The 23,890-nt window shown below is 64.7% G+C and carries 26 protein-coding genes and 1 pseudogene; 16 read left to right on the top strand and 11 right to left on the bottom strand.

The genetic code is table 11. From position 1 onward, the window contains the following. Window positions 1–29 precede the first annotated feature (29 nt). Complete coding sequence (locus ACFHNC_RS11470) at window positions 30–167, bottom strand: type II toxin-antitoxin system VapC family toxin (RefSeq protein WP_437169353.1); 138 nt, start codon at window positions 165–167, stop codon at window positions 30–32. Between ACFHNC_RS11470 and ACFHNC_RS11475 the strand changes: the two genes are divergently transcribed. The 5 genes from ACFHNC_RS11475 to ACFHNC_RS11495 all read left to right on the top strand — a co-directional run bounded on the left by ACFHNC_RS11475 (window position 166) and on the right by ACFHNC_RS11495 (window position 4,343). Further along, window positions 166–474 (top strand): hypothetical protein, encoded by a 309-nt coding sequence (locus ACFHNC_RS11475; protein WP_437169354.1) that lies wholly within the window; start codon window positions 166–168, stop codon window positions 472–474. The genes ACFHNC_RS11470 and ACFHNC_RS11475 overlap by 2 nt on opposite strands. Window positions 475–478: 4 nt before the next feature. Continuing rightward, window positions 479–979 (top strand): hypothetical protein, encoded by a 501-nt coding sequence (locus ACFHNC_RS11480; RefSeq protein ID WP_437169355.1) that lies wholly within the window; start codon window positions 479–481, stop codon window positions 977–979. Between the two features lie 405 nt (window positions 980–1,384). Continuing rightward, window positions 1,385–1,912, top strand: coding sequence for a hypothetical protein (locus ACFHNC_RS11485; RefSeq protein WP_437169356.1), 528 nt, complete (start codon window positions 1,385–1,387; stop codon window positions 1,910–1,912). A 13-nt stretch (window positions 1,913–1,925) separates the two neighbouring features. After that, window positions 1,926–2,690 carry an ImmA/IrrE family metallo-endopeptidase gene (locus ACFHNC_RS11490; RefSeq protein ID WP_437169357.1) on the top strand — a complete coding sequence of 255 codons (765 nt, stop codon included), beginning with the start codon at window positions 1,926–1,928 and terminating at the stop codon, window positions 2,688–2,690. Between the two features lie 210 nt (window positions 2,691–2,900). Beyond that, window positions 2,901–4,343 carry a tyrosine-type recombinase/integrase gene (locus ACFHNC_RS11495; RefSeq protein ID WP_437169358.1) on the top strand — a complete coding sequence of 481 codons (1,443 nt, stop codon included), beginning with the start codon at window positions 2,901–2,903 and terminating at the stop codon, window positions 4,341–4,343. A 72-nt stretch (window positions 4,344–4,415) separates the two neighbouring features. On the opposite strand, the gene ACFHNC_RS11500 is transcribed toward ACFHNC_RS11495, so the two are convergent. Then, entirely contained in the window at window positions 4,416–5,288 is an 873-nt protein-coding gene (locus tag ACFHNC_RS11500; protein ID WP_437169359.1) for a DUF6615 family protein, read from the bottom strand. Between the two features lie 719 nt (window positions 5,289–6,007). Between ACFHNC_RS11500 and ACFHNC_RS11505 the strand changes: the two genes are divergently transcribed. From ACFHNC_RS11505 to ACFHNC_RS11530, 6 genes are all read left to right on the top strand, one after another. Further along, entirely contained in the window at window positions 6,008–6,514 is a 507-nt protein-coding gene (locus ACFHNC_RS11505) for a hypothetical protein (protein ID WP_437169360.1), read from the top strand. Between the two features lie 161 nt (window positions 6,515–6,675). Beyond that, complete coding sequence (locus tag ACFHNC_RS11510; RefSeq protein ID WP_437169361.1) at window positions 6,676–7,224, top strand: hypothetical protein; 549 nt, start codon at window positions 6,676–6,678, stop codon at window positions 7,222–7,224. 355 nt (window positions 7,225–7,579) lie between these two features. Then, window positions 7,580–7,954 (top strand): helix-turn-helix domain-containing protein, encoded by a 375-nt coding sequence (locus tag ACFHNC_RS11515; protein WP_437169362.1) that lies wholly within the window; start codon window positions 7,580–7,582, stop codon window positions 7,952–7,954. Beyond that, window positions 7,954–8,835 carry a hypothetical protein gene (locus ACFHNC_RS11520; protein WP_437169363.1) on the top strand — a complete coding sequence of 294 codons (882 nt, stop codon included), beginning with the start codon at window positions 7,954–7,956 and terminating at the stop codon, window positions 8,833–8,835. The genes ACFHNC_RS11515 and ACFHNC_RS11520 overlap by 1 nt, the downstream gene beginning before the upstream one ends. Before the next feature lie 186 nt (window positions 8,836–9,021). Next, a complete protein-coding gene (locus tag ACFHNC_RS11525; protein ID WP_437169364.1) occupies window positions 9,022–10,689 on the top strand; it encodes a DUF927 domain-containing protein in 1,668 nt (555 codons plus the stop codon). Between the two features lie 191 nt (window positions 10,690–10,880). Beyond that, on the top strand, window positions 10,881–11,705 hold the full coding sequence (locus ACFHNC_RS11530; protein ID WP_437169365.1) for a hypothetical protein: 825 nt from the start codon (window positions 10,881–10,883) through the stop codon (window positions 11,703–11,705). Window positions 11,706–12,010: 305 nt separating this feature from the next. On the opposite strand, the gene ACFHNC_RS11535 is transcribed toward ACFHNC_RS11530, so the two are convergent. Continuing rightward, window positions 12,011–12,556: a hypothetical protein gene (locus ACFHNC_RS11535; RefSeq protein WP_437169366.1), complete on the bottom strand. Its 546-nt coding sequence runs from the start codon at window positions 12,554–12,556 to the stop codon at window positions 12,011–12,013. 284 nt (window positions 12,557–12,840) lie between these two features. Continuing rightward, window positions 12,841–13,221 carry a hypothetical protein gene (locus ACFHNC_RS11540; RefSeq protein ID WP_437169367.1) on the bottom strand — a complete coding sequence of 127 codons (381 nt, stop codon included), beginning with the start codon at window positions 13,219–13,221 and terminating at the stop codon, window positions 12,841–12,843. Between the two features lie 15 nt (window positions 13,222–13,236). Between ACFHNC_RS11540 and ACFHNC_RS11545 the strand changes: the two genes are divergently transcribed. Together ACFHNC_RS11545 and ACFHNC_RS11550 are read left to right on the top strand one after the other, a co-directional pair. Next, entirely contained in the window at window positions 13,237–14,256 is a 1,020-nt protein-coding gene (locus tag ACFHNC_RS11545; RefSeq protein WP_437169368.1) for a hypothetical protein, read from the top strand. Window positions 14,257–14,497: 241 nt separating this feature from the next. After that, a complete protein-coding gene (locus tag ACFHNC_RS11550) occupies window positions 14,498–15,763 on the top strand; it encodes an MFS transporter (RefSeq protein ID WP_437169369.1) in 1,266 nt (421 codons plus the stop codon). 136 nt (window positions 15,764–15,899) lie between these two features. Here the strand turns inward: ACFHNC_RS11550 and ACFHNC_RS11555 are convergent, their stop codons facing one another. Further along, window positions 15,900–16,091, bottom strand: a complete 192-nt coding sequence (locus ACFHNC_RS11555; protein WP_437169370.1) for a hypothetical protein — start codon at window positions 16,089–16,091, stop codon at window positions 15,900–15,902. 236 nt (window positions 16,092–16,327) lie between these two features. On the opposite strand from ACFHNC_RS11555, the gene ACFHNC_RS11560 reads away from it, so the two are divergent. Both ACFHNC_RS11560 and ACFHNC_RS11565 read left to right on the top strand, forming a co-directional pair. Then, window positions 16,328–16,531 carry a YgaP-like transmembrane domain gene (locus ACFHNC_RS11560; protein ID WP_437169371.1) on the top strand — a complete coding sequence of 68 codons (204 nt, stop codon included), beginning with the start codon at window positions 16,328–16,330 and terminating at the stop codon, window positions 16,529–16,531. Between the two features lie 147 nt (window positions 16,532–16,678). Further along, complete coding sequence (locus ACFHNC_RS11565) at window positions 16,679–17,140, top strand: DUF6525 family protein (protein WP_437169372.1); 462 nt, start codon at window positions 16,679–16,681, stop codon at window positions 17,138–17,140. Window positions 17,141–17,728: 588 nt separating this feature from the next. Here the strand turns inward: ACFHNC_RS11565 and ACFHNC_RS11570 are convergent. The 5 genes from ACFHNC_RS11570 to ACFHNC_RS11590 all read right to left on the bottom strand — a co-directional run bounded on the left by ACFHNC_RS11570 (window position 17,729) and on the right by ACFHNC_RS11590 (window position 22,728). Further along, window positions 17,729–18,808: an IS630 family transposase gene (locus ACFHNC_RS11570; RefSeq protein ID WP_437169373.1), complete on the bottom strand. Its 1,080-nt coding sequence runs from the start codon at window positions 18,806–18,808 to the stop codon at window positions 17,729–17,731. Window positions 18,809–18,898: 90 nt separating this feature from the next. After that, window positions 18,899–19,801, bottom strand: a complete 903-nt coding sequence (locus tag ACFHNC_RS11575; protein ID WP_437169374.1) for an ABC transporter substrate-binding protein — start codon at window positions 19,799–19,801, stop codon at window positions 18,899–18,901. A gap of 52 nt (window positions 19,802–19,853) precedes the next feature. Continuing rightward, a complete protein-coding gene (locus ACFHNC_RS11580) occupies window positions 19,854–20,867 on the bottom strand; it encodes a Bug family tripartite tricarboxylate transporter substrate binding protein (protein WP_437169375.1) in 1,014 nt (337 codons plus the stop codon). Window positions 20,868–21,415: 548 nt separating this feature from the next. Beyond that, window positions 21,416–22,120: a hypothetical protein gene (locus ACFHNC_RS11585; protein ID WP_437169376.1), complete on the bottom strand. Its 705-nt coding sequence runs from the start codon at window positions 22,118–22,120 to the stop codon at window positions 21,416–21,418. 53 nt (window positions 22,121–22,173) lie between these two features. Continuing rightward, entirely contained in the window at window positions 22,174–22,728 is a 555-nt protein-coding gene (locus tag ACFHNC_RS11590) for a hypothetical protein (protein ID WP_437169377.1), read from the bottom strand. Window positions 22,729–23,022: 294 nt separating this feature from the next. On the opposite strand from ACFHNC_RS11590, the pseudogene ACFHNC_RS11595 reads away from it, so the two are divergent. Continuing rightward, window positions 23,023–23,409 (top strand): annotated as a pseudogene (locus ACFHNC_RS11595) (amino acid synthesis family protein); the annotation flags it as partial. Here ACFHNC_RS11595 and ACFHNC_RS11600 read toward each other — a convergent pair. Then, window positions 23,306–23,785 carry a hypothetical protein gene (locus ACFHNC_RS11600; protein WP_437169378.1) on the bottom strand — a complete coding sequence of 160 codons (480 nt, stop codon included), beginning with the start codon at window positions 23,783–23,785 and terminating at the stop codon, window positions 23,306–23,308. The pseudogene ACFHNC_RS11595 and the gene ACFHNC_RS11600 overlap by 104 nt on opposite strands. Between the last annotated feature and the right edge of the window lie 105 nt (window positions 23,786–23,890).

Consider the following 23,890-nt stretch of genomic DNA (forward strand, 5'->3'; position numbering starts at 1 on the left):
GCCTCACCCCCACCAGGATGATGCGGCTCCTACCCCAGCCCCTCCACGCCAACCGCCGCTGCTGCGGCTTTCAGGTCACGATCCAGCGTCGCAATCGGCAGGCGCTTTCGCTGTGCCAATTCGAGATAGGTCGCGTCGTAGATCGACAGGCGGAAACGCTCCGCCATGCGCCTCAATGGCATTGGTCCCACGACCGCGTCCTGGATTGCCCGAAACTGGCTAGGCGCGGCGTCAGTGGCGATCCTCGACATCCATGTCATTCGTGCGGGCCAGCTGATCGGCCTGTTCGAACAGGAGGTCCGGCTCCCGCGCGACTATTTCGGCATGGAGCGGCGGTTCCTCGACTTCGCCGAGGCCGTCGGAGCAGGACACATGCTCTTTCGCCGAGCCGATCACGCCAGCCTCCCTACCGGCGCAAACTCTCGCGCTCGAGTTTCACAGCATTTGCTCGCCGTGCCGCCGGCAAGCTGCTAAGGTAATGATGGTGATCGTGCTGGGGGCTAGCTGGATGTTCTTTCGCACAGTAGCTGCCGCTTCGGCCTGGTCGTTGCTTACGACCATCGCGTTGGCTCAGACCGACAACCCAACTCCGGTAGCAGTTGCAGGCAGTGTGCGGATGGTAAGCGCCCTCACCAGCGTTGAGCTTTGGCTTGCCGCCGCGATTATTGTGTTCGGCTTGGTAGTCCTGGGCATGCAGTTCGTGCTTCTGCGACGCGTTGAGGCTGCGGCCGACGATGTACTGCGTCTCTTCACTGTAACAACAATTATCATTGGAACTATGTCGCTCATCGCTGTTGGCTATTCGAGCCAACAGATCGCACCTGCTCTCGGGCTTTTCGGCACCATCCTGGGCTATCTGCTCGGCAAGTCTGATGAGCGGATGCGCAACCGCGCTGCTCAGATCGGAGATGCTCCGAGCGGGGGCACAGCAGCGTCTACGCCGCTCGCGCCAGCCAAGCCGCCTGGACCCGATTTGTGAACGGGCGTCTTATTTCTATGATGGTGGCTGCGGTACCCCTGGTTGTGGTGCCTTTGGCTTCGGCCGGAGCGCAGACGCCAAGTCGAGACGGGCCTTCTACGATCATTCCTAAGGGCGGAACCGGCGCATTAAGTTTCAACGTTGGTATCGGTAACGATAGCCGCAACCCGGTCGTGATACGCTTACGCCCGAAGAACGGCACCTGGGCGCAGCACCGGTTAGCGCCGGGTCAGACTGAGATTTTTTCCTGCAACCCATGCGGTGGTGTTTTCGAGATTGAGGTTACGACGGCGGGCCAGCGCTTGGTCTACGATCTTCGAGCCGGCAATCGATATGTTATCCAAGTTAACGCGCGCAACGTGTTCGACGTGTACCTAGCCCAGTAGCGCATCCAGGAGAAAAGAAATGCGATGGATATTCGGGGCAATACTGGCCGCCGCACTAGTATGCTCGGGGACTACTGCGCGAGCCCAGATCGACCCCCGTTTTGTTCTTCAGCAAGTGATTGTTCAGTTTCAGGCGGGTCGCCCCGACCCAAGCTGGTACAGTCCACAGCTTTGGCAGATTTTTGCTGCGCAGACATCAAATACGATGGTGTATCCCATGCTCAACTTACTTGGACCAGTTCAGAATATCGTTTTGTTAAATCTAAACGAACTGCCCGCTGGGACAGTATATATATTTTCGGCGCAGCACACAAATGGAGTAAGTAACTGGTTGCTTTCTATTGGCCGTTGGGTGCCTCGTATCGAGTATGCTGAAGCGCAATTTTTGCCGCGCGGTGGGCTTTCCCAACCAGACACTCAAAACACTGCGCCCTTCGGCAACCCATCCCCCTCACCAGATCAAGGTGGCAATCCAGCGCCTACTCCACCGCCCATGCTGCCGACATCACAGTCCGATGCCTGCCGGCGCTTTCCCAACCTTTGTTAAGGAGTACGCTGTTATGCTTGGTCGCCGTGAAGTTGTTGCCGGGGGTGCGCTATCGTTGATTTGGGCGGCAGAGGGTTGCTGTGGTGCACACGCGCAGGGCTTGCCAATTTTCCTCGGCTGCGCGGTGCCGCCTGAACACGCGGGCCGGGTATTCCGTTACGCGTCCGAGACGCGCCTTTTTGTATCTGGCAATGAACCAATGATAGCGCACTCTGGTGACCGGGAATTTGACTTTTCTTTGGCGCAGACGCTGGGTCGGCTCTCCCGCCTGTTCGAGGTCCTTCCCGGATTCGCGTATTTTAACGACGGCCGAAGTAAAAACGCGTATGCCACGACTGCAGTGCGCGGTGAGGGGCAGGACGGTACTGTTCTTTTTGGTCAAAATATGCTCTCCTATTTGCTTAGGCAGCCCGAACATCCGGATGTTGCAGTTGCCGCCGTGTGCGCCCACGAATTTGGTCATATCCTTCAGTTCAAGCATGGGCTTCATAGGTCTTTGATACTGAATGGGCGCGTGCGCCCAGCGGAACTACAAGCCGACTTTTTTGCGGGCTACTTTGCGGGTGTGCGCAAGCGTGAGCGTCCAAATTTCCCCGCTGCGGTATTCGCAACGACCAAGCATAGTCTCGGGGACAGCATGCTCGACAATCCTGATCATCATGGAACACCGGACGAAAGGGCAGCCGCAATCGTGCTGGGTTTCCAAATCGGCCACCGAGAAGCTCGCGGGCTGCCGCAGGCGATTGAGGCGGCGGAGGCCTACGCCCGCAGGCTCTAGGTCGGACCCTGGCGTTACGGGGCAGCTTGGCCCCTTGGCAGCGGGTATGTGGGGGAGATGTGACGAAAGGCTGGCGGCGCCCCCATCATCAACAATTTCGGAAGCTCTCTACATTGCTCCAGAGGTCTGTAGGGCCGACCGTTCGCCGAGATACGCCGAGGCCCGCCGGCGTTCATTAGAATTGTTTGATTACAATGTGATAGATGCGCTATGCTGCCCCTGCCGGTAGGCTGCCGCTCGCTGCCGCGCCCTTCTCTCCAGCCCTTCGCGGCGCCCCATCGGTTCATGTCCCTCACCGACACCAAGCCTCGCGCGGTGCCATCCACCGGCGCGCGCCCGCTCGATCCCGACCAACCCGCCGCCCGACCCAAAGGGCCGCTTTCCGACACCAAGCTCCGCGCGGTGCGGCCTACCGGGGAGCGTTTCGACCTGCCCGACCGCGACGGCCTGGTGCTGCGGGTCGGCACGAAGGGCTCCATGACCTGGACGCTGACTTATCGGGTCGCCGGCATCGGCGAGGCCGGCACCCTCCGTGCGGCGCGCCTCGCCGGCCCCAAGTGCCGCATGACCCTTGGCGCCTACCCGGACATGACCCTCGGCGAGGCCCGTGGCGCGGCCCTGGCGGCGCGGCGGGCTGCGCGGCAGGGCATTGACCCCGGCGCCGCCCAGCGCGCCCTGGCGGCCCCGGGCGAGGCCCTGGTGACCGTCGCCGACTTGGTTGACCGCTACGCCGTCGGCCACCTGCGCCGTAATCTCCGCTCGGCGCCCGTTGTGGAGGCCCTGCTGACCCGCCACGTTGTCCCAGCCTGGGGCGACCGCCCCGTTGCTGACCTGACCCGCGGCGATCTGCTGAAGCTGCTTGAAGAAGTGCGCACGCCCCGCGAAGTGGAGGTCACGACGCGGGGGCGGGGCACCTTCACCAGCATGCGGGGCGGCACCGGCGCCGCGACCGAGGTCCGCAAATGGGTGCGGGCGATGTTCCAGTATGCCCTCGAGGCGGAGTTGCGGCCCGACAACCCCTTCACCGGGGTGCGGAACCGCGACCGGGCGCAGCCGCGCGACCGCGTGCTGTCCATGCCCGAGCTCGCGGCGGTGTGGAATGCGGCGTGTCATATGGGCTACCCCTGGGGGCCGTTCTTCCAGCTGCTGCTGCTGACGGGCGACCGCCGGGGCGAATGGGCGGTGGCGCGGTGGGACTGGCTCGACGCTGGCTGGTCGCAGCTTGAGATTCCGGCCGAGCACTACAAGACGGGCCGGCCGCACATCGCACCGCTCAGCACCGTGGCGCGCAGCATTGTGGCCGGCCTGCCGGCGCCGATCACCGGGGCGCACCTGTTCTCGTCGGATGGCGGGCACACGGCGATTGCCGGCTTCAGCGACGCGAAGAAGGTCATCGACGGCCTGGCGGGGCGGTATTTCGGCGGACCGATGCAGCCCTGGGTGGTGCACGACCTGCGGCGGTCGATGGCAACGCACATGGAGCGGCTGGGGGTGGCGCCGCACGTGATCGAGGCCTGCCTGGGCCACGTCCTGAAAGGCGTCGCCGGCACCTACCGCCGCTACAACTTCCTGCCGGAGAAGCTGGCCGCGTTGCAGCTTTGGGCAGATGAAGTGGCTGGCGAAAAGCGCCCTGGGCTCCGCAACGCGGCTTAGCGTTTTTCGCCGAACGCGACCAGGCCGACGAAGGCGCATAAGAAGCCAACCCAGATTGGGCGAGAAGCTAGATCACTCCAACGCTTCAGGCCCAGGACTGATATCGCGCACATCAATTTCAACGAGCCGCTTGACTCCACGCTCGGAATAATGACCGTCGACAATAGGAGAACTAAACTCGGATGATGTTGCTTCTGCAACACCCTCTAGATTAATTCTGGGTTTATCAGCAGCATTAAGGTCGTCGACGGTAGGAAATTCACGGACTGCTTTCGTGCCATCCTTCCCCGCCTCTGCGACAGGCGTCGTCATGCCGAGACTTACAGAATACAGCGCAGGAATATCATCGATGTCTGAGAAGATTGGAAGTGCTGAATATCGATGAGGCTCAACAAGAAAGTGCCATGGTATGCAGTTGGCCTCAATTGTGGAAAGCGTCTGAGGCATACTGCTTTTCACTTGATGGGCGCTTACCAAAAGGCAGCCATACTCATATTCCTTAAATCCGGGAGTCGGCGGGCTCCTTTTTTGCCACAGATTCCTCTGCGCTTCCGATCCATAAATGCAATAGACGGGTTTCAGTTTGTTTTTTTTGGCGTCCTTGATAAGCAAATCGATTTGTTGCTTCTTTGAGGAGGCTATCTCATGCGGTATCTTTAGTTTATTGTCTTTCTGAAGACGTTTGGCTTGGACGCGCATACGTAATTTTCTAGCGCGCCCAATAATATGCCATTCCCAGTCCGCACCATTTAACGCCTCTCGCTTCTTACCAAAGGTGTGAAGGCGGATCGAGACCGGATGGCGGCGGCGCAGTTCGAGCAAATTAGTCTCGGTTATTGTCTCTTCACCATAACTGATATTAACTCCGTGGCCGTGCGCGAAGGCAAGGTTCTGAGAAGTTGCGTGAGCCAACTGAAGCAGCGAATGTAAGAGGGAGTATTTCATAAAGTCTCTTCGTTGACGCCGATATCATCGGCCGGGAGGTTAGAAAATGTTTTGCGAAACAAAACATAATATTTACACATCTTTTCGTGTCCTTATCTGCCGGATCGGGGCTTATCTTGACCGAAAGCGTAATAGGTTTTGCAGTTCAAGGGTCACTCGGATCACACGCAAATAGCGCCGGGCGCGCGCCGAGTGGCGAGTGGCAGCAAAAGACTTATGCTCCTGAACATCGAGGACGGTGCATGGTTGGTGCGCTGGTGCCGAACGGCGGCGCTCAGCAGAATTGGCTTTAGCTTCATCCCGGATGCTCGGCGCTAGGTGCAGTGTCTTGTGTGCCGTGTGCTGGCGGCAGGCGAGGCTGCTCCGCCATTGCCAACGACACCGGGCCGGAAGCTTCTCGCAAATACGCAACCTGAGTTATGCACTCACCCGGAATGAATCGTTCATTCCGCATCCTGGCCCTGATCGAGAACATCGCGCAACTGGCCCTGGCGTCTTCCCGCCGCATCGCCGTGGCTTCCCGCCAACGGCCGACACGATCAGGCGTCACCGAGTTCAACTTTGCCGACGCGCCAAGGAAGCTCGCGAGTCAATAACGGCGCGCCTTTTCATCCGCCAAACGGCGCACAAAGAGTGCTTTTAGACGCCAAAACAATGGCTTATACATCATAATGGGGCGGCTTGCGCCCCGAACCCACCCATCAAGGAGCACCCCCTACATGAACGCGACGCCCCAGCGGCTCGTGGTGATCGAGGCCGACCCGAACGGCCTGACCCGCGGCGCGAGTTTCGACCCCGCCGCCCGCGACGCCATCGCCAAGGCTCTTGCCGGCACCGCCGCCCTGATCTTCATGGTCGACGGGCCGAAGCTCGACCAGGTTGACGCCGACTTCCCGCAGGGCAAGCTGGCTTCCGCCGGCAAGCCGACACTCACCCCAATCAAGCGCGCGACCTACGACCGGCTGTTCGCGCTCAGCGTGCCACCACCGGCCGCGCCGCCCCTGCCGGCGGCACCGGAGCGGCCGGACCCCTACGCCGCGCTCAAGCCCGGCAGCATCGTCCTGGCCAGTGAGAGCAAGGAGGATGGGTGGTGGGAGGCGCAGGTGCTGAAGGTGGAGCAGAACGGCACGACGCTGCGACTGAAGTGGTGCGACTTCCCCGACTATGCCGAGTTCACCAAGCCACTGCACCGGGTCGCCATCCTGCCCAACGACGGCATGCGCTGAACCCCAACACCGTCTGGCCAGGAGCGGGTCGGGGCGCGTGAACGGCCCGCCTTAATCCGCCCTGCCGACACCGTGCGCCGTTGGGCTGCGGACAAACACGCCCGCCCCGGACTGACACGGCTTGCCGCCATCAACCTCCCCCACGACCAATGGAGACCACCATGCATCGCGCCATCGCCGCGGTTCTGCTTGCGGCTGCCGTCACCACACCTGCCTGTGCCCAGACGCCGCGGGAAATCATGCCACCGAACGGCAACTTCTTCCGTGCGCCGCAGGGCGACGCCTTCGGCGGGCGGGAGGGCAACAGGTCGGCCATCGAGGATGCGCTGCGGCGGCGTGACGCACAGCAGGGTGGTGCCGCACCGCCGCCGCCACCAAGGGCCGCCCAGCCTAGCCCGGGGGCCATGGCAAGCTTCTATGGCCGACCATGGCTGGGCTACATCGAACGGGCACTGAGCAACGCGCCGCCGCCGCGCAGCTCAGCCGAGCGGGATTGCGTGACTATCGCCCGCACCGCCGTGCAGTGCCGCTTGGCAAGGGATTCCGCCGATGGTGCTGCGGTCGACCTCGCGTGTATCGGCCGCAACATCGACAACCGGGCATGGGCTGAGGCGGAAGGCCGGGCGCGCGGCAGCAGCTACCTGGAGGGCTTCATCCGGGTGTGCTTCGCCTGGGTTGACGTGAACCAGACGGCACCACTGCGGCGTTAGCACGGCGATCACGTTGGCTTCGCTCCAGTAGCAGGCGCTGACGAAGCCAATTTGCGATCATTGCAAAAAAAAAATGCGCCCGCCTCTTGGCTCGACGCCCCCGCCATGCCATCTCGTTGTTGCCGAACAACGTGCGCTAACACCGCACGCCGGCGAACCCGCTGAGCGATTCGCGCTACCAAGCGCCTCTCGGCAAATGCCCTGCCAGCCTACTGAGGCAGAAGCAATCCAACCTATGACGTAACGGCCACTCGTGGTCTGCACAGTGACTTTCATTGGTAAGTCGCCAAAAGCGCGCCGGTGAACAGGGCCTGTGTCCACTCGTCAACGGACCGAAAGGTCTGAGGGGATTGCTATGGGCTCAGGGCGTTCTGCGCAGTCGCACGCGACTGCACCTTCTACATCTATTGCCCGCACAGTCGAGGCCTCGCTTCCGGCTGTCGCTCTCAATGCGTATCGCGCGCCGTCGACCGACCACAACGGCAATCGCGCCGCGTCGCTCATGGCCGGGGCTGCTGCTGTCGCGCAGATGGCGCAGGGCGCGGCGCCGCGTCGGCGTGCGATTCCGGCGCATGAGTTCCGCAAGATCTACGGCGGCATCTCCAACACCACGTTCTACGAACTGGTGAACCGCGGCGACATCAGCATCCATAAGATCGGTCGTCGCACCTACGTCGATGCCGATGAGGCCGAGCGTTGGTGGCGCAGCTGCGCGCAAGGCGAACGGTAATGGTCGGGCGCACCCACAACGCCAGCTACGCCAGACTCGGGACGCAGCACATCGAGCTCGATCTCGCCAAGCTGCTCCTGCCGACCGAGAAGAAGGCCGGCTTCCCGACAACGGCCGAGGCGGTAGACGAACGCGACGAGCGTGTCCGCCTGTTGTCGTCGTCAGTGATCCCGGCCGCACGAAAGCTTGCGGCGAAGTTGACCTGCGACGACGGCGAGGAGCCGCCGGCATCGCTGGCTGACCCCTGCTACACGCGCCTGTTCCAGCGCGTGACAGCCAGCCAGCTGCTTGGGCGCACCAACCAGGCGCTTGCCGCGGGCATGGAGGTGAAGGCGTTCACGCTGGTGTGGCCGGAGCATGCCGAGAAGGCTGACGCGCTGCTTGGCCTGAAGCCGAAGCGTCGGACCGAATGGCTGCGCCGGGTGATCCTGAAGCATCTGCCCCCGAACGCGAGCGGCTGGATCTACGTGCAGCTGCACGGGGAATACGAGGCCAAGTCGAACACCTTCATCATCCACTTTCACGGCATCGCCGCCGGCGACTACCTCGCCGCGCTGGATGGTCCGGTGCGCGAGGAGTTGAGGGATCTGCTGAAGGCCTTGCTCGACGTCCAGAGCAACACCCTCCCCACTAACCCCACAGCCCCCAAGGTGCGGGTGGTGCTGAAGGTGTCCAAGCTCGTCGACCCGCCACGCCAAGTGTCCTACGTGTTGCAGAGCTGGTGGCCGGCGCGACCCATCGTCTGGACGGACCGCGGCTGGAAGCGGGTGCGTGCCAAGGGCCGCATCCCCGAGCCTCATCACAGCACCTACCTCGTCTGGCTCGACCGGCAATCCATCAGCGGCATGCGCCTGCGCATGGGCTTGGGCAGCGGGGGCTGACGATGAGCACGACACGTAATGCGGGGTCAGGTCCCGTGAAGACGGCTCAGGACACCTTGCTGACGGCTCAAGCGTCCAAGTTGAGGGGGTGTGCTCAGCAACACTGCGTGGCGCGTGGTGCGGCCAGCGGCCGACGGCGTGCCGGGGTGTGCACTTGGTGGGAAGAGTGGGAAAACGGGGGGCACCATGGTTGATCGTCCTGATGCCGTCGGCGGCAGCGGCGATGACATCATCGTCGAGTGCGCAGAGGACCAGCACGGGCGGCGTTACGTGCTGGTGACCCAGGACGGAAACGTGGCCGTCGTTCCGCGCAGGCTTTTCGTCGGCCCGTTGGTGAAGGCACTCGAGTTCCTCGCTGACTGCAGGATCGAGATCATCGAGCCCGAGAAGCAGCGCCGCCTGCGGAGCCTCGTTGCCGAGCGCTCTGAGGCGACCCGCCTCCTGCTGGTTGCAGACCGGGCTGGTTGGGTTACGAACGTCGCCTACGTCCGCCCCGACGGAACCTTTATCGTCGCCGGCCGCGAGCAGACGACCGACGTGATGTGCAACTTCACGCCTGATCCGGCATTCGCCATGCAGAGCGACCTGCAGGCGTGGAAGGCGCGCTTCGGGCCGCTGATCCGGAAGCAGACGCTGCTTCAGGGAACCCTTTGCTTCGCGCTGCAGGCACCCCTGATCCAACTGTTCGGAGTCGAGGCTGGTGTCCGCGACAACCCGTTGATGGTGTTCGTGGGGCGCACGACTTGCGGCAAAACGACCCTGCTCCGCATCGTCGGATCGCTTCAGGGCGTCGGCACGATGGGCACATGGCTGATCACGGTCAACGGGCTCGAGGTGTTGGTCAAACGCTGTGCCGACGGTATCCTGCTGCTGGACGAGGTGTTGGCAGCCGGCACGGGCCCGCGCGCTCGCTCTGAGCTCCTGACCTTCGCGACCATGACCCTGGCTAGCGGCCGAGGCAAGGTCCGGATGGGGCAGGAAGAAATGGCGCCCGCGCGGTTCGTGCTTCTCAGCAGCGCGAACACGATCAACTCGACCAACGCGCAGAACGCAGCAGCGAATGATCCGGCCCTCAGCGTCCGGATGTCAGTCATCGATCTGGTCGGGCGGGAGCATGGTGTTCTCGATCATGCGCCCGATGGGAGCGCGGGTGCGATCATCGACGCGCTGAACTGCGGCGCAGAGCAGTGCGGAGGTGCTCCGATGCACGCCTTCATAACGCACCTCACGCAGGAGATGAACGACAGCCCCGAGCGTCTTCGGCAGGAGGTGGCCTCCGCAGTTCGGCGGTTCAAGGAGAGGGCCCAGAAGCAAGGCCCCTCGTCGCCGGAGGAAGGACGCATTGTTGGCCGCTTCGGCCTGGCTTTCGCTGCGGGTGTCCTGGCGCGTCGCTGGGGCATCTTCCCGGATGATTGGGAACAGCCCGGCATCGGCACCCTTCAGCTGTTCCGGATGGCGAGCGCGTCGCTTCGTGCTGGTGCCCACGCTGATCCGGTCGCGCGCCTTGAGTTGGCCTTGGCCAAGGTGCGGCGTCGCCTCGCCGAAGTCGGATCGCACGCCGCTCCGGACGGTGGAGAGCCAGCCGGGTGGCTGCGTCGGACACCGAATGGGGGGCTCGAACTGCTGTTCAGGCGAGAGCAGTTCAACGCCCTTTTCGGCTCCATCGCCGACGACCTGCTGGCGAAGCTTCGCGCCTGTGGCGTTCTGACCGTCGAAGGCCCGGATGCGAACGGCAAGGTCCACCTCGCGGTGCATCGCACGTTGATCCGTGGTGGGCGTTCCGAGCGCGTGATCGCGCTGCGCCTCAACCAGGCAGCCTATCCGGAGAGTTTGGAGGTTTACCGCATGGGGTAGGGCATAGGCCAGTGGCGCGGCCGTAGCGCCGGCGGTGATGCCGGACGCACGCCGCTCGGCGGATGTATCGCCATTTCGCAACTGGAGATGACGGCGCTTGCCGATCTCAAAGACGGGCCGGTCAACAATCTGAACGGCCATATTCATCCCGTGCTGCGATGCACTCGCGGCGCATGTGAGAGGACGCTGACATGGACATCGACATTGACGGCTACTACCACCAACCGGCTTGGCCCGACCTACCGGTTGCATCGCTGGAGGGCCTCCAGACTCAGGAGCAGTCGATTGCGTTGGATCTGGAGGGCGCGATGGCGCTGTACCGCTCGGGCTTGCCCGGCGCGGCGCGGCTAGCCTCAATCATCGAGCCGAGCAGGGCTCCGTCTCACTTTCCGAGGACCCTCGCGAGTGCCCGCTACGGTCGGGTGATCCAGGAACAGTTTGTGCACGCGATGGGCGGGCTGTGCCATTACCAGTTCAATGACGACGACATGTGCTTCGTTACCATCAAGCCGCCCGGCTGGGCAGTGAGGGCAGGCGAGCTCGCCACCTTCCCGCTAGCGTCGAAGCTGCGCGGTTTTCGGGCACAACTGAGCCAGGTTGGCGCGATGCCTCTGGATGGCCCCCTGATGGCCGCCGTGGCCGGAGAGTTCGACGGGACGTTGGGCGTTTTCCAGCTGCATCTGAACGCGATCACCACGGCCGCGACCGGGAAGCTGCTCGACAGCCGGTTGAGCGGGCACGATGCCTACCGGGCAAACATCTACGTCAAGAAGCCGGTCGACGTCGTTCGGTTGCACAGGGATGACCGGACCGCCGCCATCACCCGCTTGCTGAAGCACCAGTGGCCGATGCGCTATCGGCGGTGGTCGCCGCGGAATCCGGCGCCGGTTCAGCGGGAACATCGACTCCGGCCGCGCCAGCTGGCCGAGCTTCTGCTTTGGCTCAATCCGCGGCCGGTCGGGCAACTCATCTACAGCAGCGACGCGAGACTGCGCCGCCGCGTCGCCCGTTGGTAACCGTGACGGGCCGATGTGAATCTTCGCACGTCGGCCCGTGTTTCGCTTGCCTGGCTTGCGCAACCTAGCCACCCGATGCCCGTGCATGAATGCGGCCTGCCGCAAGAGCCTGGGCAGGCCATACTGCCGTGCATGACGGTGCCCGCCACCCTGACAGCTGACACCTGCCGTATCGGCCCACATGGCCGTCCTACAGCCTGTTCGCAGCGTTCCATGCCCAATTCACCTATGTCGTCGGCGCCCGACCTGTCGCCCCCGACGCACCAGCGCATTGGCGCAGCCCGGTTATCTGAAGTGTTTGGTGGTCAGCAGGTTGCTTGCACCGCGCCGCGAGCGCGGAATGACACGAGTTTCGGCGCCAGCTCCGGCCGTCGATCCGTGCTTGGCGCTGCCTCCCGCAGAAGAACCTCCGGCAGGTGGATGACCATGTTGTCTTGGCCATCGACCCCCGACGATTGTCGGAAATAATACGCCGTCCATCGCCTCGCATCCTTGAGCGCACCGGCAGCCAGCTGGCCGCATTGCGGATGGCAGCTTTTCCAGAAGATCTGCGCCGCCGGGCTCATCAGAAAATCCACATACCGCTGCGGCGCATAGAACGACGCGTGGACATGTGGGTTGGTGATCGGCTTCTGAACCAGACCAATTGCCGTTGGTCGGTCGCCCGCCGGCATGCTCGACCACCGGCGACCGTCCACCTCCCGCTGCATGAGGTTCATGAACAGCTCGAAGGCAGATTGCAGGCCGGAGAAATCCATCCCCCGCTTCAGCTTGAAGGTGACGGCGAGATCGGGGTTGCGCACCGAGATCATGCTGTGGAGTGCTTCGAAGTGGGTATGGTGGTCATACATGGTGATGCTCCGATGGTGGTGGCCATCGGCATTAGCTTCACCCGGTGCGCGCGGCGCGCTGATGTTCGGGCGGCGGGCATTCCCTCTCTATTCGGCAGCTGAGACCAGCGGCACTGACCTCATTGCGATACGCAGTCCGTGAAGCTTCGGCTTGCGCATCTGGTCCCTGCCAGGGCACCGTCGCGGGGCCCTGCCGCACGAGGATCGACACCTGTCTGCACCCCACTCCCTGATCGTCCTCGGAATGCGTCCGCCCGTTCTCGCTTCAAGCGACATCGTCGACGTCACGCGGGTTCGCCACGACGCACACTTAACCTCGCCGCGCAGAGCCGGTCGAGAGCTTCGACGGTGATGTTGGGCGTGGCGGGCCAGATGCCCGCCGCTTCCTGGTGTTCGATACCAGCCCGCAGCGGATCTGGCGGCGGGTTGCATGCGCCACTGCGGCCATGGTGATTTCCGCCGGCAATCCCGTGCCAAAGCCAGGCGAGCATCAAGGTCCGCAGCGGAGCAGCGCGGCGGCTTGGTTCAGCGACTAGCGCCGCCACCAGCACGCTCAGCGCGATCCGCCCCGGCCCCGCGTTGACACGCGCAACATCCATGTTGAGCAGCACAGGCAACCTGAACAGCGTCCAACTGCGGAACAGTAACCAGTACGTGCGCTTCACAAGGAGGGCGCGTGCATGACCCAGAATGACGATGACGACTACGACTGGCCCCTGATCTCCACCACATGCCGGGGGCGTTTTGAGGCCGGGCAGGATCATCTCCGCCATGGCCCGCGCGGGCTGCCGGCGAAGCCGTTGGCCGCAGGTCGACCGATCACTGCCAAGGAGGAAGCGGTGCTCGCTGCGGCTTTGCGGCAGGTCCATATCCCGACCCGCGAAGCGCCGGGCGGTGATCCGCTGATGGACGAGGCTGCCGTCTTGCGTTGGTGGCTGGCCGGCGCGGGCATCGATCCGAACCAGGCAGGCGTCGGGCAGGCCTTCCTCGGCCTCCTGGCCACCTGCGCCGCCGCCAACCTCCCCATCGGTGACCAACGCATCCCGTTCCTGACCTACACGGAGCGGTTGGCCGTCGCCCTCGCGCTGTTCCGTGTGATCCGGCGGTCGAAGCATCGGCACGCGTTGATCGACGTTATCCGCGGCGCATCGCGCAAGCCGCCGGTTCGCAGCTCGCAGGTGGCGCTGTCGATTTGCCTGGGCTCTGTGCTGGGCAAGGCGCCGCGGGGGTGGACCGGCGTCGGCGACGAGCTCTTCGCTGAGGTCAACCTCCTCGCGGCGAACTTCATGGCGGATTGGTCCATGGAGGAAGCGCTGGGTGCCGGCGGGCTGGGCGAGTCGCCCGTCAAGCTCGCCGCCTGCCAATGGGTCTGGCAGTGGCAGCAGTCGCGGCTGAAGCGGGCGCGAGCGGCGTTGCGTGATCCCCGTAACGCAGAGTTCCTCATCGACCTGTTCGCCTGGTTGCCAGACTCGGACAGCGAAGTCCTGATCAGCAGGAGAGACAGCTTTATCGCGCTCGACCGCACCGACATGGGCGTCCAGCTGGTCGACACCGGCCCCTTCTCGAAGCTTTGGGGGCCGAGCCTGGAAGTTCCGATGACGAGCGAGGGGCCGATGCTGCTGCTACCGAAGGTCGGGACGCGAGCCCGCCCCAAGGGGCCCGGCTCCAGGCTGCTGATCGACGGCTACCGCCCCGGCTGATCCTGAGTGGCGTGCGGGCGCGGTGACCTGCTGCCGGTCATCGCGCCCGGCCAGCGCCTATGGTGGCGCTGCCGAGGCCGCTGGCGGGCGCTGAGCGGTCGCTGCGACATGATCCGAGGTCACCCGGCCCGCAAGCCTGTTCCGCCGCCTACGCCCTCGGCAGGGCCGCCGAGCGGCTTGCGGGCCGAGGGCAGAAGACCGCCGTCGCGTGCCTGCGGGGCTTGTCTCTGGCGCCGGGCGCATGGAGACTTCCGCAATGGGAGGAGCAGGCAGCATCGGCGCGGGCGGGACGCGAAGCATCGAGTCACGCCACTCCTGGATCATCGCCGCCGCCGCGCTGACCATGCTCTCGTTCGCCGCGGGCGCGCCGCTGACTGTAGTCGTTGGCCTCGTGCCGATCTCCGAGACGCTGGGCGGCGGGCGTTCGCTTCCCTCACTGGCCACCTCACTGGCCTATCTCGGCACCGGCATCGGTGGCGTCATCTGCGGGCTGCTGGCCGGACGGTTCGGGCAGCGTGCCGTCGCCATGCTTGGCGGGCTTTCGATCCTGGCGGGGCTGGTCATCGCTTCGCTCGCCGAGCCATGGTCCCTGCTGGTGGGTATCGGCCTCGGCGTCGGGCTGTTCGGCAATGGCGCGCTGTTCCCGCCGATGCTGGCCTACGTGTCGCTTTGGTTCGACCGGCGGCGCGGGACGGCGCTGGCCCTTGTTTCCTCGGGGCAATACGTCGCGGGCTTCGTCTGGCCTTCCGTGTTCGAGCGGAGCATCGCGGCCTTCGGCTGGCAATGGACCATGCTGGTCTATGGCGTCACGGCCTCGGCCGTCATCGTCACGCTGGCGGCGGTGGTGCTGCGGCCACCTCCGGTGCCGCTGAGCGGGCCAGGCGCGATCCGGTTGCGACCCGGGGCGCCGGTGCTGGGTATGCCGCCGAACCGGGCGCTGGCGCTGCTGGCGCTCGGCAGCTTCCTCTGCTGCGTGCCCATGGCCATGCCGGCGGCGCATCTCGTCGCGTTCTGCGGCGACCTCGGCATCCGCACCTCGGTGGGCGCTGCGATGCTGTCCGTGCTGCTGCTTTCGGCCTTTGTGGCGCGGCAATTCTGGGGCTGGCTCTCGGACCGCGTTGGCGGGTTGTGGACCGTGTTCATCGGCGGGCTCGCGCAGACGGTGGGGATGCTGGGCTTCCTGGCGACGCAGGACGAGGCGGGGCTGTTTTTCGCGGCAGCCGCCTATGGTCTCGGCTTCGGCGGCATCGTGCCGGCCTATGTGCTTGCGGTGCGGGAACTGTTTCCCGCGGTAGAGGCCAGCTGGCGCGTGCCGGCGCTGCTGATGTGCAGCCTTGCCGGCATGGCGTTCGGCGCCTGGCTGGCGGGAGCGATCTATGACGGCGTGGGCTTCTACGCTGCGGCCTGGTGGGTTGGGATTGCCTTCGGCCTGGCGCAGGTGGCGCTGATCGGCGCGCTGCTGATGCGGCAACGTGCAGGGATGCTGGTGCGACGGGCAGCGGCCTGAAACAAGGTGCCCCTGCTGCAATAGCCGACCCCGCTGGATCGGTCGGCACGGATACCGGCCTCGGCGGTTGGCTTCACCCACTTCGCGTTTTCGCTGCGGCGAATATTGTCCGCGGCGGAAGTGCGGGTCCGCGATGTCATTCAGCTTCGCGGTGGCATCCGAAAGCCATGCCGCTCGCCCTAAGCACCGTTTCCGGTTCCGCGCCGAAATGGTCGTCGTTGGCCTGGGCTAATTCCGTGAGGAGGGCGTCGAATTCCGCCTTCTTCGCGAGGAAGGCGGCCAAGCTGTTCTCCCGGTTGCGGGCGGCGCGGGCGGCGCGGGCGGTCATCGTGGTCTCCGTCGTGGTGCAGGGCGGGGTGCCCTGCGTGTGACGGACCATTCGCGCTGCGCCGCGCACGAGCCAGGCAAGATGCCGCGCTATGCGATTGCTATAATTCGGCGGTGTGGATCACATCATGACCGACGACGCCGCTTGACACTCTGGGAGGCGGCAATCGTCAAATTGCTGTTGCGCGCCGCAGACTCGCCTCTTAGCGTACCTCAAAACAATGGGGAGAGATCGAGATGTCCGTAGAGCGAGCGATCCTTCTCGTGGTCGGCGTGGTTGTGATCGGGAGCCTGTTGCTTGGGATCTACCATAGCCAAAATTGGTTCTGGGTCACCGGCCTGATGGGCCTCCATCTTGTCCAAGCATCATTTACCGGGATGTGCCCTGTGGTCCGTCTGTTGAAGAAGCTTGGATTGCCACAACGCGCCGGCTTTGCGTGATAAAGTACGGCGGACCTGATCACGTCGCCGCCTGCAAGCCGCGCGCGGGGGCGCCTCGCCGCTGGTTCGCCTCCCGGCATTGACGCCGAGCACCAGGCATTCGTCACGACGGTTTCCCCAATGCCTGCCCTTCGGTAGAAGCCGGCGATGGACAACAGCACCGCCACCAAGCCGTTCAGCAAGCTGAAGGGCGATCCCTACCAGGCGTATGACGACCTGCCGGTCGAGGTGCGGCGCGCGCTTCAAGAAGCCCTGGTGGACTGGTGCTCGCTGCGGGCGCGTGAATGGAATCTTCGCCTGCTGCGCGAGCATCGGTTGCGGCCTGTCCAGGCGGCTTCGTTCCTGGTTCAGACAATCCGCCGGCACGACCACGCCGAAGTCGCCGCCTTCGCCAAGACCTGGCCGAAAGGACCCGAGGCCTACCCGCACCTCGCCGCCGAGGCGACGCTCCAGCGTTATGTGGGGATGGAGGGAATGCCCGCCGCCGAACCCATCCTTCTCACCCAGCTGGCAAAGCGATCCCGGGTCGCGGCCGAGCCGTCAAAGGCCGGCGCAAAGGTGTCCAAGGCGCCGGCCAAATGCAAAACGGGCCGCCGCGCCCGGCGCTGATGGCAGGCTGGCCGCCACCCGATCTCCCGAGCGGTGCTGTTGCATCGCGTGCACCGCCGAGGCTGGCGAGTGCGGTTGATGCGGGTTGCCAGGGCCGCAGGCGGGCGCCGGGCGAGGCGCGGTTAAGCCCCTGCCCAGCGGGCGGTTCCGCCCCGTGGGCCCGCCCTAGGCGCGCTGAAGCTGACTATCGACGGCGGGGGGTTGGCACCCTCCGGCCCAGGCGCTGCGTCTGGCTTCTGCATCGGCCTGGCGGCAGCCGGATGGGAAGGGGCGTAACCCCGGCGCCGAAACCCTACCTCAGCCGGCACACGCCGCGCAGGTCATCAGACCGCGCCGCACTTGGAAGCCCTTGGCCTAGATATCCGCAGCTTCGTTGGATCGGTTGTCGAGGCAGCGCTCCGCAATTGACGATGACAGCGAATGTCGAGCGTGCCGCTCCGGCATGCCCCGATGGCCAGTTCCGCCTTTTAGCCCCGCCCCAAGCCGTTCAACGCGGGATATTGGCGGTGCCTATTTGATGGACCTCGGTCGGGCTCGCGGCATCGGCAAGGTCGAAGGCAGTTGGCAGGGGACACAACCCGCCGGTCCCTAGTGGAGTGACTCCAACACTTGCTTCCCGCGGTTGATGGCGGCGAGGACGCGCTCGGGGTCGGTAGTCCAGGTGAAGGGCTTGGGATGTTTGTTATGCTCGGCGACGTACCGGTTGATGGCGGCCTGGAGGTCGACGAGCGAGCAGAACACGCCACGCTTGAGCCGGCGCCGGGTGAGCGCCGAGAAGAAGCCCTCCACGGCGTTGAGCCACGAGGCGCTGGTGGGGGTGAAGTGGAAGGTCCAGCGGGGATGGCGGACCAGCCAGGCGCGCACCTTGGGGTGCTTGTGGGTCGCGTAGTTGTCGACCACGGCGTGAACCGTCTTGCCGGCCGGCACCGCGGCCTCGACTTGGTTGAGGAAGCGGATGAACTCCTGATGCCGGTGGCGCTGCATGTTGCGGCCGATCACTGTGCCATCCAGCACGTTCATCGCGGCGAACAGGGTGGTGGTGCCGTGGCGGACGTAGTCGTGGGTCATCGTCCCGGCCCGGCCCTTCTTCATCGGCAGGCCGGGTTGCGTGCGGTCCAGCGCCTGGATCTGGTTCTTTTCGTCGATCGACAGCACGACAGCATGGGCAGGCGGATCGACGTAAAGGCCCACGACATCGCTGAACTTCTCGGCGAACTTCGGGTCGTTGGAGAGCTTGAACGTCTTCATCCGGTGCGGCGTCAGGCCGTGGGCCTGCCAGATGCGCTGCACGCTGACGGCGCCGATGCCGGCCGCCTTGGCCATCGCGCGGACGCTCCAGTGCGTGGTTTCGCCGGGCGGGTCGGCGAGCGTCAGGTCGATCACGCGCTGGACGACCTCAGCGGGCAGCGGCGGCTTGCCGGGCTTGCGCGTCTTGTCGCGCAGCAGCCCCTCGACGCCCTCCTGCATGAAGCGTTCCTGCCACCGCCAGACCACCGGCTTGGACAGGCCCGAGCGGCGCATGATCTCGGCGGTGCCACAGCCGTCGGCGGTGGCTACGATAACCCGGGCGCGGGCCGCGTGCTTTTGCCGTGTGTTGCGATCAGCGACAATCGCTTCGAGGCGAATGCGATCTTGCGGCGTGACCAAGACGACGATGCCTGCTCTCATTCCAAGAGCTTGAACCGGCCTACCCGTTCAGGGAATCCTCTGAATGGGGCAGTCCACTAGCTTCAGGCGACACACGCCGCACAGGAGCCACTACGTCTCCGTGAACACGCACGCCTCAAACGTCGAGGGGCGCGTGATGGCCCCCGCATGCAGCATCGCCGCCCGCAAGCGCTCGAACGCCTCCACCGTGATATCAGGCGTGGCCGGCCAGATCCCGCCGACTTTGTAGCGGGCAACCACGTTCAGTAGGACGCCTGGCGCGAGGTCGGGCAGGTAGTCACCGACGGTGTCGGCGAGCTCGGGCGGTGACGCCTGGCGCACCCAGGCGAGCGTCGATGCCATGCCGCGAAGCAGCGCGGCGATGGCATCCTGTTTGGCGGCGATCCGCGGCGCCGTCGCGTAGAAGGTCGAGTAGGCGGTCGGGCCACGCGACGATGCCGCCTCCCACGCATGGCCATCCCCGCCCTGCACCAGCTCGGTCACGAAGGGTTCCAATAGCTGGACGGCATCAAGCCTGCCCGCGGCAAGCGCCGCCGCGTTCTCCGCCATGCCTGGGCCGTTCACCAGGCGGATTGCGGTGGGGTCGACCCCGGCCTGCTTCAGGTCATAGGCGAGCATCCACCACGGCGTCGGCACTTCCGACACCACCCCGAGCGTCAAGCCAGCCAGATCGGCGAGCTTGAAATCCGTTTGCGGCGTGCGGCCCACGATGAAGAAGGGATCGGCGAGCACGGCCGCGCCGAAGCAACGCAGGGGGCTGGCGGCATCGCGGTCGTGCTCAATCAGCACGCGGATCGGCCCACCCCAGCCCACGTCAGCTGCACCAGGCATCACCGCTGCCAGCACGCGTTCGCCGCCACCGCGTGCGGAGGTGCCGGGCAGTAGCTCCACATGCAGCCCCTCCGCCTCGAAGGCCCTGCGCGCCAAGGCGGCGTAAAACGGCACGTAGAAGACCGTGCGAAAGGGTTCCTGAAGCCGCAACGTCATCGCCATGCGCAATCCCTCGGTGATGAAGCCGACATCGTCGGGCGCCCGTGCCGTGGCGTCAGTCGGTGCGGATGCCGGCTTCGCGCACAACGCGCGTCCACCGGGCGATCTCCACGGGGATGAGCTCGGCAAAAGCTGCCGGGCCGGTGTCGAGCGGATCGAGGCCGTTGTTGCTCAGCTGCCTCTGCACCGTCGGCGTTTTGAGCGCAGCGGCGATATCCGCGTGCAGCTTGGCCAGTATCGGCGCCGGCAACCCAGCCGGGCCCATGACGCCGAACCACGAGATCGTCTCGTAGCCGGGGTAGCCCTGCTCAGCGCCCGTGGGCACATCCGGCAACTGGCGCCAGCGGCTCAACCCTGTGGTGGCCAAAGGCCGGACGCCGTCCGACTGCACTGCCGGCAGTGCCGTCGCGATGTTGAGGAAGGCAGCCTTGATCTGGCCACCCATGACCGCGGCCTGGAGGGGTGCGGCGCCCTGGAAGTGAATGTGGTTGAACTGCACCCCCGCCATGCTGCCAAGCAGCGCCGAGGCCAGGTGCCCACCGGTGCCGAAGCCGGCGGTGCCGACGGAAACGCCACCCGGGTCTGCCTTGGCGATGGCAATCAACTCTGCCAGCGAACGTGCGGGCACGGAGGGGTGCACTGCCAGGAGGTAGGGCAGGTAGGCGACCTGCATGATCGGCGTGAAGTCCTTCACCGGGTCATAGGGCAGGGTTGGCATGAAGGGCGGGTTCATGACGTGGGACACCGCGACCAGCAGCAGCGTATGCCCATCCGGCGCCGCCCGCGCCACCGCGTTCGCGCCAATGGTGCCACCGCCACCCGGCCTGTTCTCGACCACCACAGACTGGCCCCAGGGGCCCTGAAGCGCCTCGCCGAGCGTGCGCCCCAGGATGTCGACCGGGCCGCCCGGCGTGAAGGGCACGATGATGCGGACCGTGCGGCTGGGGAAGGCCTGTGCTGCTGCTGGTGCCGCTCCAAGGGCAGAGATCAGGGCACCGGCGCCGGCGATGGCACCGCGGCGTGTCACGGGGTTTGTCTGCGCTGGCAGGAAGCCTGTGATCATGGGCATGTTGGGCTTCTCCGTTGCGGCGCTGAGCAGCATCGGCATTCGGCGCCGAGCTGTCGCGTCCGATGCTTGCATCCCGCCCGCGATGCGGAGCGCGTGTCAAGTCGCCAGCCTGGCAAGTGACCATTGCCCGATTTGATCCGCACGGCACGGCGGCAAATGTTGGAGCATCTCCGGCAGGCACGCGGGGCAGCGAATCCATCGGCGAGGCACGGCCAGCAAGCCCGCGATCTGCGTCTTGCATATCAGCAAACCGGCGACAGCTTCACCCGATCATCAACAAGGGAGAAGCACGAGCACTACCAGCGGCATGGCGTCGATCCACTACCAGCAACACCACACTCACCACCACAATCATGTCCATCAAGCTGGGGCGTCACATGCCGTGAAATCCAGCACTTCGATTGCCCAACGTGGTGCAGCCCGGCCACCCCGATGCATCTGCACCACCACGGCCTACAGCACGTGTAGGGGCGGGGCATACAGCCCTGTATGGGGGTGTCACCACGCTGACGACTTGAACCCCGTGTTATCCGCCTCAACGGCCGTCTTCATCGTCGCCGAACCACGCTCCAGGCGCAGCTACCCGATGTAATCCGGCTCTTCCTCCGTGCCCGCGCATTGGCGCAGAACACATCGTCGGGTGCGAGTCCGGGGTGATCCTCCGTGCCCGCGCATTGGCGCAGCACACATCGTCGGGCTGCACCTACATTACTGTCCCGCCGAACCTCGCTGGTCACGCGTCGAAACGGCCGCTTAACGGCTCTACGAGGTGGGTTCCCGTTGGTCGAAGTCGGCTTCTCCGCACGCACCTCCGGCACGTAGAGGATCATGCGATCCAGCGCCTCGGGGCCATAGGCCTTCTTGATCTGATACCCTGCCCATCGTGCTATCGATTTCGGCTTCGAGACGTCAAGTTGCCCGCAGCGGGGATGGCAACTCCGCCAAAGTTCTTCCGCCGCATTGGTCGACAGGAATTCGACAAAGCGTGTCGGCGCGTAGATCGAGGCGTGCACATGCGGGTTGGTGTCCGCGTTCTCGAACATGCCGACGGCGATTGGCCGGTCGGCAGGCGGCTTTCGATACCACCGGCCACCGTCGATCTCGCGCTGCATGAGGTTCATGAAGAGCTTTATGGTGGCTTGCAGCGTGTAGAAGTCGAGGGCGCGCTTCAGGTTGAAGGTGACGGCGAGGTCTGGCTTACGATCTGCGATGAACTGATGCAGCGCATCGTGGTGGAGGCGTCGGTCAAACATTGGGGGGCTCCGCACTCTGGGGGTGGCGCGCATCGTGCGTCGCCTACATCGCTTTACCGGAGTGCACGGCCGGCGGGCACCGCGCCGCGAGCGCGGAATGACACAAGTTTCGGCGCCAGCTCCGGTCGCTGGTCGGTTTTCGGCGCCGGCTCCCGCAGAAGGACCTCCGGAAGGTAGACGACCATGCTATTCTGGCCATCGACACCCGACGCTTTGCGAAGTTGAAACGCAGTAAAGCGCCTCGCGTCCTTGAACGCACCGGCATCCAACTGGCCGCACCGCGGATGGCAGCTTTTCCAGAAGACCCGCGCCGCCGGGCTCATCAGGAAATCCACATACCGCTGCGGCGCATAGAACGACACGAGCATATGCGGGTTGGGGATCGGGATTTGGACCAAGCCGATTGCCGCTGGTCGGTCGCCCTCCGGCATGCTCGACCACTGGCGACCGTCCACCTCCCGCTGCATGAGGTTCATGAACAGCTCGAAGGAAGATTGCAGGCTGGAGAAATCCATCCCCCGCTTCAGCTTGAAGGTGACGGCGAGATCGGGATTGCTCTCCGAGATCATGCTGTGGAGCGCTTCGAAGTGGGCATGGTGGTCATACATGTCGATGCTCCGATGGTGGTGGCCATCGGCATTAGCTTCACCCGGTGCGCGCGATGTGCGGATGTTCAGGCGGCAGGCACCCGCAGCCGGCCATCCCGGCGCCGTGCCGCCAACGCCTCATCCTGGTCGAAGCGCACCACCACCGCATTGTTGCACCAGAGGAGGGCCGATGCTCAGTATCCGAAGATTGCACACGATCCGGGAGGAGGTGCGCTCCGAACTCGGGACGGAGGCTGAGCGGCCGGTGATCCGCGCCGTAGGCTTGGCCGTGAACCAGAACCCGTTTTCCATCCGCGCCTTGGCAGGCCGATGCGCGCCGCCCTCGGGGGAGGGGCAGCCGTCATTCCATCCAACGTGAAGGTCGCGGCCGCCGGCACGCCGCTGGACCTGCCGCTGGGGCAAAAGTCTCAACGGCGGAGCCTTGGCAGCATGGCGCGCTCCATTCCGGTGGCGGCGGTCCAGAGGGCCGCACAGCGGCATCTGCGTGTCGGGGCCATCCACCTGGAGCGACGGTTCGGCTATAGCGTCGCGCAGCAGTCTCGCGAGCTTGGCCTGCTGATCGTCAGCTTCTTCAGAATTAGCTCGGGATGGACGGATAGCGTGAGAGGCGTTCTTTTGCGGCTTTTTTCGTCTTCTCATCAAACAGATCGGAGTGTCGCAGACATATCGCCTCAGATGTGAAAGCGAGGTTGCCAGCTAGAACAGACCGCTGAAAGAAGCGGGTCCCTTTGTCACCTTGGCCGATGATCGTGCGCCGCAGCGCCTCGACGGGACCGTGCTTTCGTATCATGGCAGGCATCTGCTGGGGATTCTGGCTGTCTGGTTTGAACTTGACGCCCTGAACCCGACAAGCGAGTTCCATGCTGGCCCAAACGTCCTGCTCAAGCGATGCGTCTGAATTACGCAGTTCCGCTACACGGCGTAGGTAGGCTGACCGTAGCGCTTCAACGTCACGTGGGAACCGCTCGCTGTTCAGACGCAAAACGTTGTTGGCAGTTTGCTCGTCCCGTGCCCGAGCCATTGCCTGAAGAGCAACGTCAACATCGAAGCTCGTCACGACCTCTCCCCGTTTCGCAGCTGTTCCGCACCCCAATGTATCCCGAGAGGCACGGTGCAACAATCCTCTGGGTTGCAGGACATCGATAGTGGCGCAGGCCTATCG

This window comes from Falsiroseomonas sp. E2-1-a4, assembly GCF_051433165.1.
In the GTDB taxonomy this organism is placed as follows: Bacteria; Pseudomonadota; Alphaproteobacteria; order Acetobacterales; family Acetobacteraceae; genus Falsiroseomonas.

What these genes read in the sequence shown, in the direction of transcription:
- ACFHNC_RS11475 (WP_437169354.1), top strand. Translation starts at nt 166, where the DNA reads ATGCGCCTCAATGGCATTGGTCCCACGACCGCGTCCTGGATTGCCCGA.
- ACFHNC_RS11470 (WP_437169353.1), bottom strand. Translation starts at nt 167, where the DNA reads ATGGCGGAGCGTTTCCGCCTGTCGATCTACGACGCGACCTATCTCGAA.
- ACFHNC_RS11480 (WP_437169355.1), top strand. Translation starts at nt 479, where the DNA reads ATGATGGTGATCGTGCTGGGGGCTAGCTGGATGTTCTTTCGCACAGTA.
- ACFHNC_RS11485 (WP_437169356.1), top strand. Translation starts at nt 1,385, where the DNA reads ATGCGATGGATATTCGGGGCAATACTGGCCGCCGCACTAGTATGCTCG.
- ACFHNC_RS11490 (WP_437169357.1), top strand. Translation starts at nt 1,926, where the DNA reads ATGCTTGGTCGCCGTGAAGTTGTTGCCGGGGGTGCGCTATCGTTGATT.
- ACFHNC_RS11495 (WP_437169358.1), top strand. Translation starts at nt 2,901, where the DNA reads ATGCTGCCCCTGCCGGTAGGCTGCCGCTCGCTGCCGCGCCCTTCTCTC.
- ACFHNC_RS11500 (WP_437169359.1), bottom strand. Translation starts at nt 5,288, where the DNA reads ATGAAATACTCCCTCTTACATTCGCTGCTTCAGTTGGCTCACGCAACT.
- ACFHNC_RS11505 (WP_437169360.1), top strand. Translation starts at nt 6,008, where the DNA reads ATGAACGCGACGCCCCAGCGGCTCGTGGTGATCGAGGCCGACCCGAAC.
- ACFHNC_RS11510 (WP_437169361.1), top strand. Translation starts at nt 6,676, where the DNA reads ATGCATCGCGCCATCGCCGCGGTTCTGCTTGCGGCTGCCGTCACCACA.
- ACFHNC_RS11515 (WP_437169362.1), top strand. Translation starts at nt 7,580, where the DNA reads ATGGGCTCAGGGCGTTCTGCGCAGTCGCACGCGACTGCACCTTCTACA.
- ACFHNC_RS11520 (WP_437169363.1), top strand. Translation starts at nt 7,954, where the DNA reads ATGGTCGGGCGCACCCACAACGCCAGCTACGCCAGACTCGGGACGCAG.
- ACFHNC_RS11525 (WP_437169364.1), top strand. Translation starts at nt 9,022, where the DNA reads ATGGTTGATCGTCCTGATGCCGTCGGCGGCAGCGGCGATGACATCATC.
- ACFHNC_RS11530 (WP_437169365.1), top strand. Translation starts at nt 10,881, where the DNA reads ATGGACATCGACATTGACGGCTACTACCACCAACCGGCTTGGCCCGAC.
- ACFHNC_RS11535 (WP_437169366.1), bottom strand. Translation starts at nt 12,556, where the DNA reads ATGTATGACCACCATACCCACTTCGAAGCACTCCACAGCATGATCTCG.
- ACFHNC_RS11545 (WP_437169368.1), top strand. Translation starts at nt 13,237, where the DNA reads ATGACCCAGAATGACGATGACGACTACGACTGGCCCCTGATCTCCACC.
- ACFHNC_RS11550 (WP_437169369.1), top strand. Translation starts at nt 14,498, where the DNA reads ATGGAGACTTCCGCAATGGGAGGAGCAGGCAGCATCGGCGCGGGCGGG.
- ACFHNC_RS11555 (WP_437169370.1), bottom strand. Translation starts at nt 16,091, where the DNA reads ATGACCGCCCGCGCCGCCCGCGCCGCCCGCAACCGGGAGAACAGCTTG.
- ACFHNC_RS11560 (WP_437169371.1), top strand. Translation starts at nt 16,328, where the DNA reads ATGTCCGTAGAGCGAGCGATCCTTCTCGTGGTCGGCGTGGTTGTGATC.
- ACFHNC_RS11565 (WP_437169372.1), top strand. Translation starts at nt 16,679, where the DNA reads ATGGACAACAGCACCGCCACCAAGCCGTTCAGCAAGCTGAAGGGCGAT.
- ACFHNC_RS11570 (WP_437169373.1), bottom strand. Translation starts at nt 18,808, where the DNA reads ATGAGAGCAGGCATCGTCGTCTTGGTCACGCCGCAAGATCGCATTCGC.
- ACFHNC_RS11575 (WP_437169374.1), bottom strand. Translation starts at nt 19,801, where the DNA reads ATGGCGATGACGTTGCGGCTTCAGGAACCCTTTCGCACGGTCTTCTAC.
- ACFHNC_RS11580 (WP_437169375.1), bottom strand. Translation starts at nt 20,867, where the DNA reads ATGCCCATGATCACAGGCTTCCTGCCAGCGCAGACAAACCCCGTGACA.
- ACFHNC_RS11585 (WP_437169376.1), bottom strand. Translation starts at nt 22,120, where the DNA reads ATGTTTGACCGACGCCTCCACCACGATGCGCTGCATCAGTTCATCGCA.
- ACFHNC_RS11590 (WP_437169377.1), bottom strand. Translation starts at nt 22,728, where the DNA reads ATGTATGACCACCATGCCCACTTCGAAGCGCTCCACAGCATGATCTCG.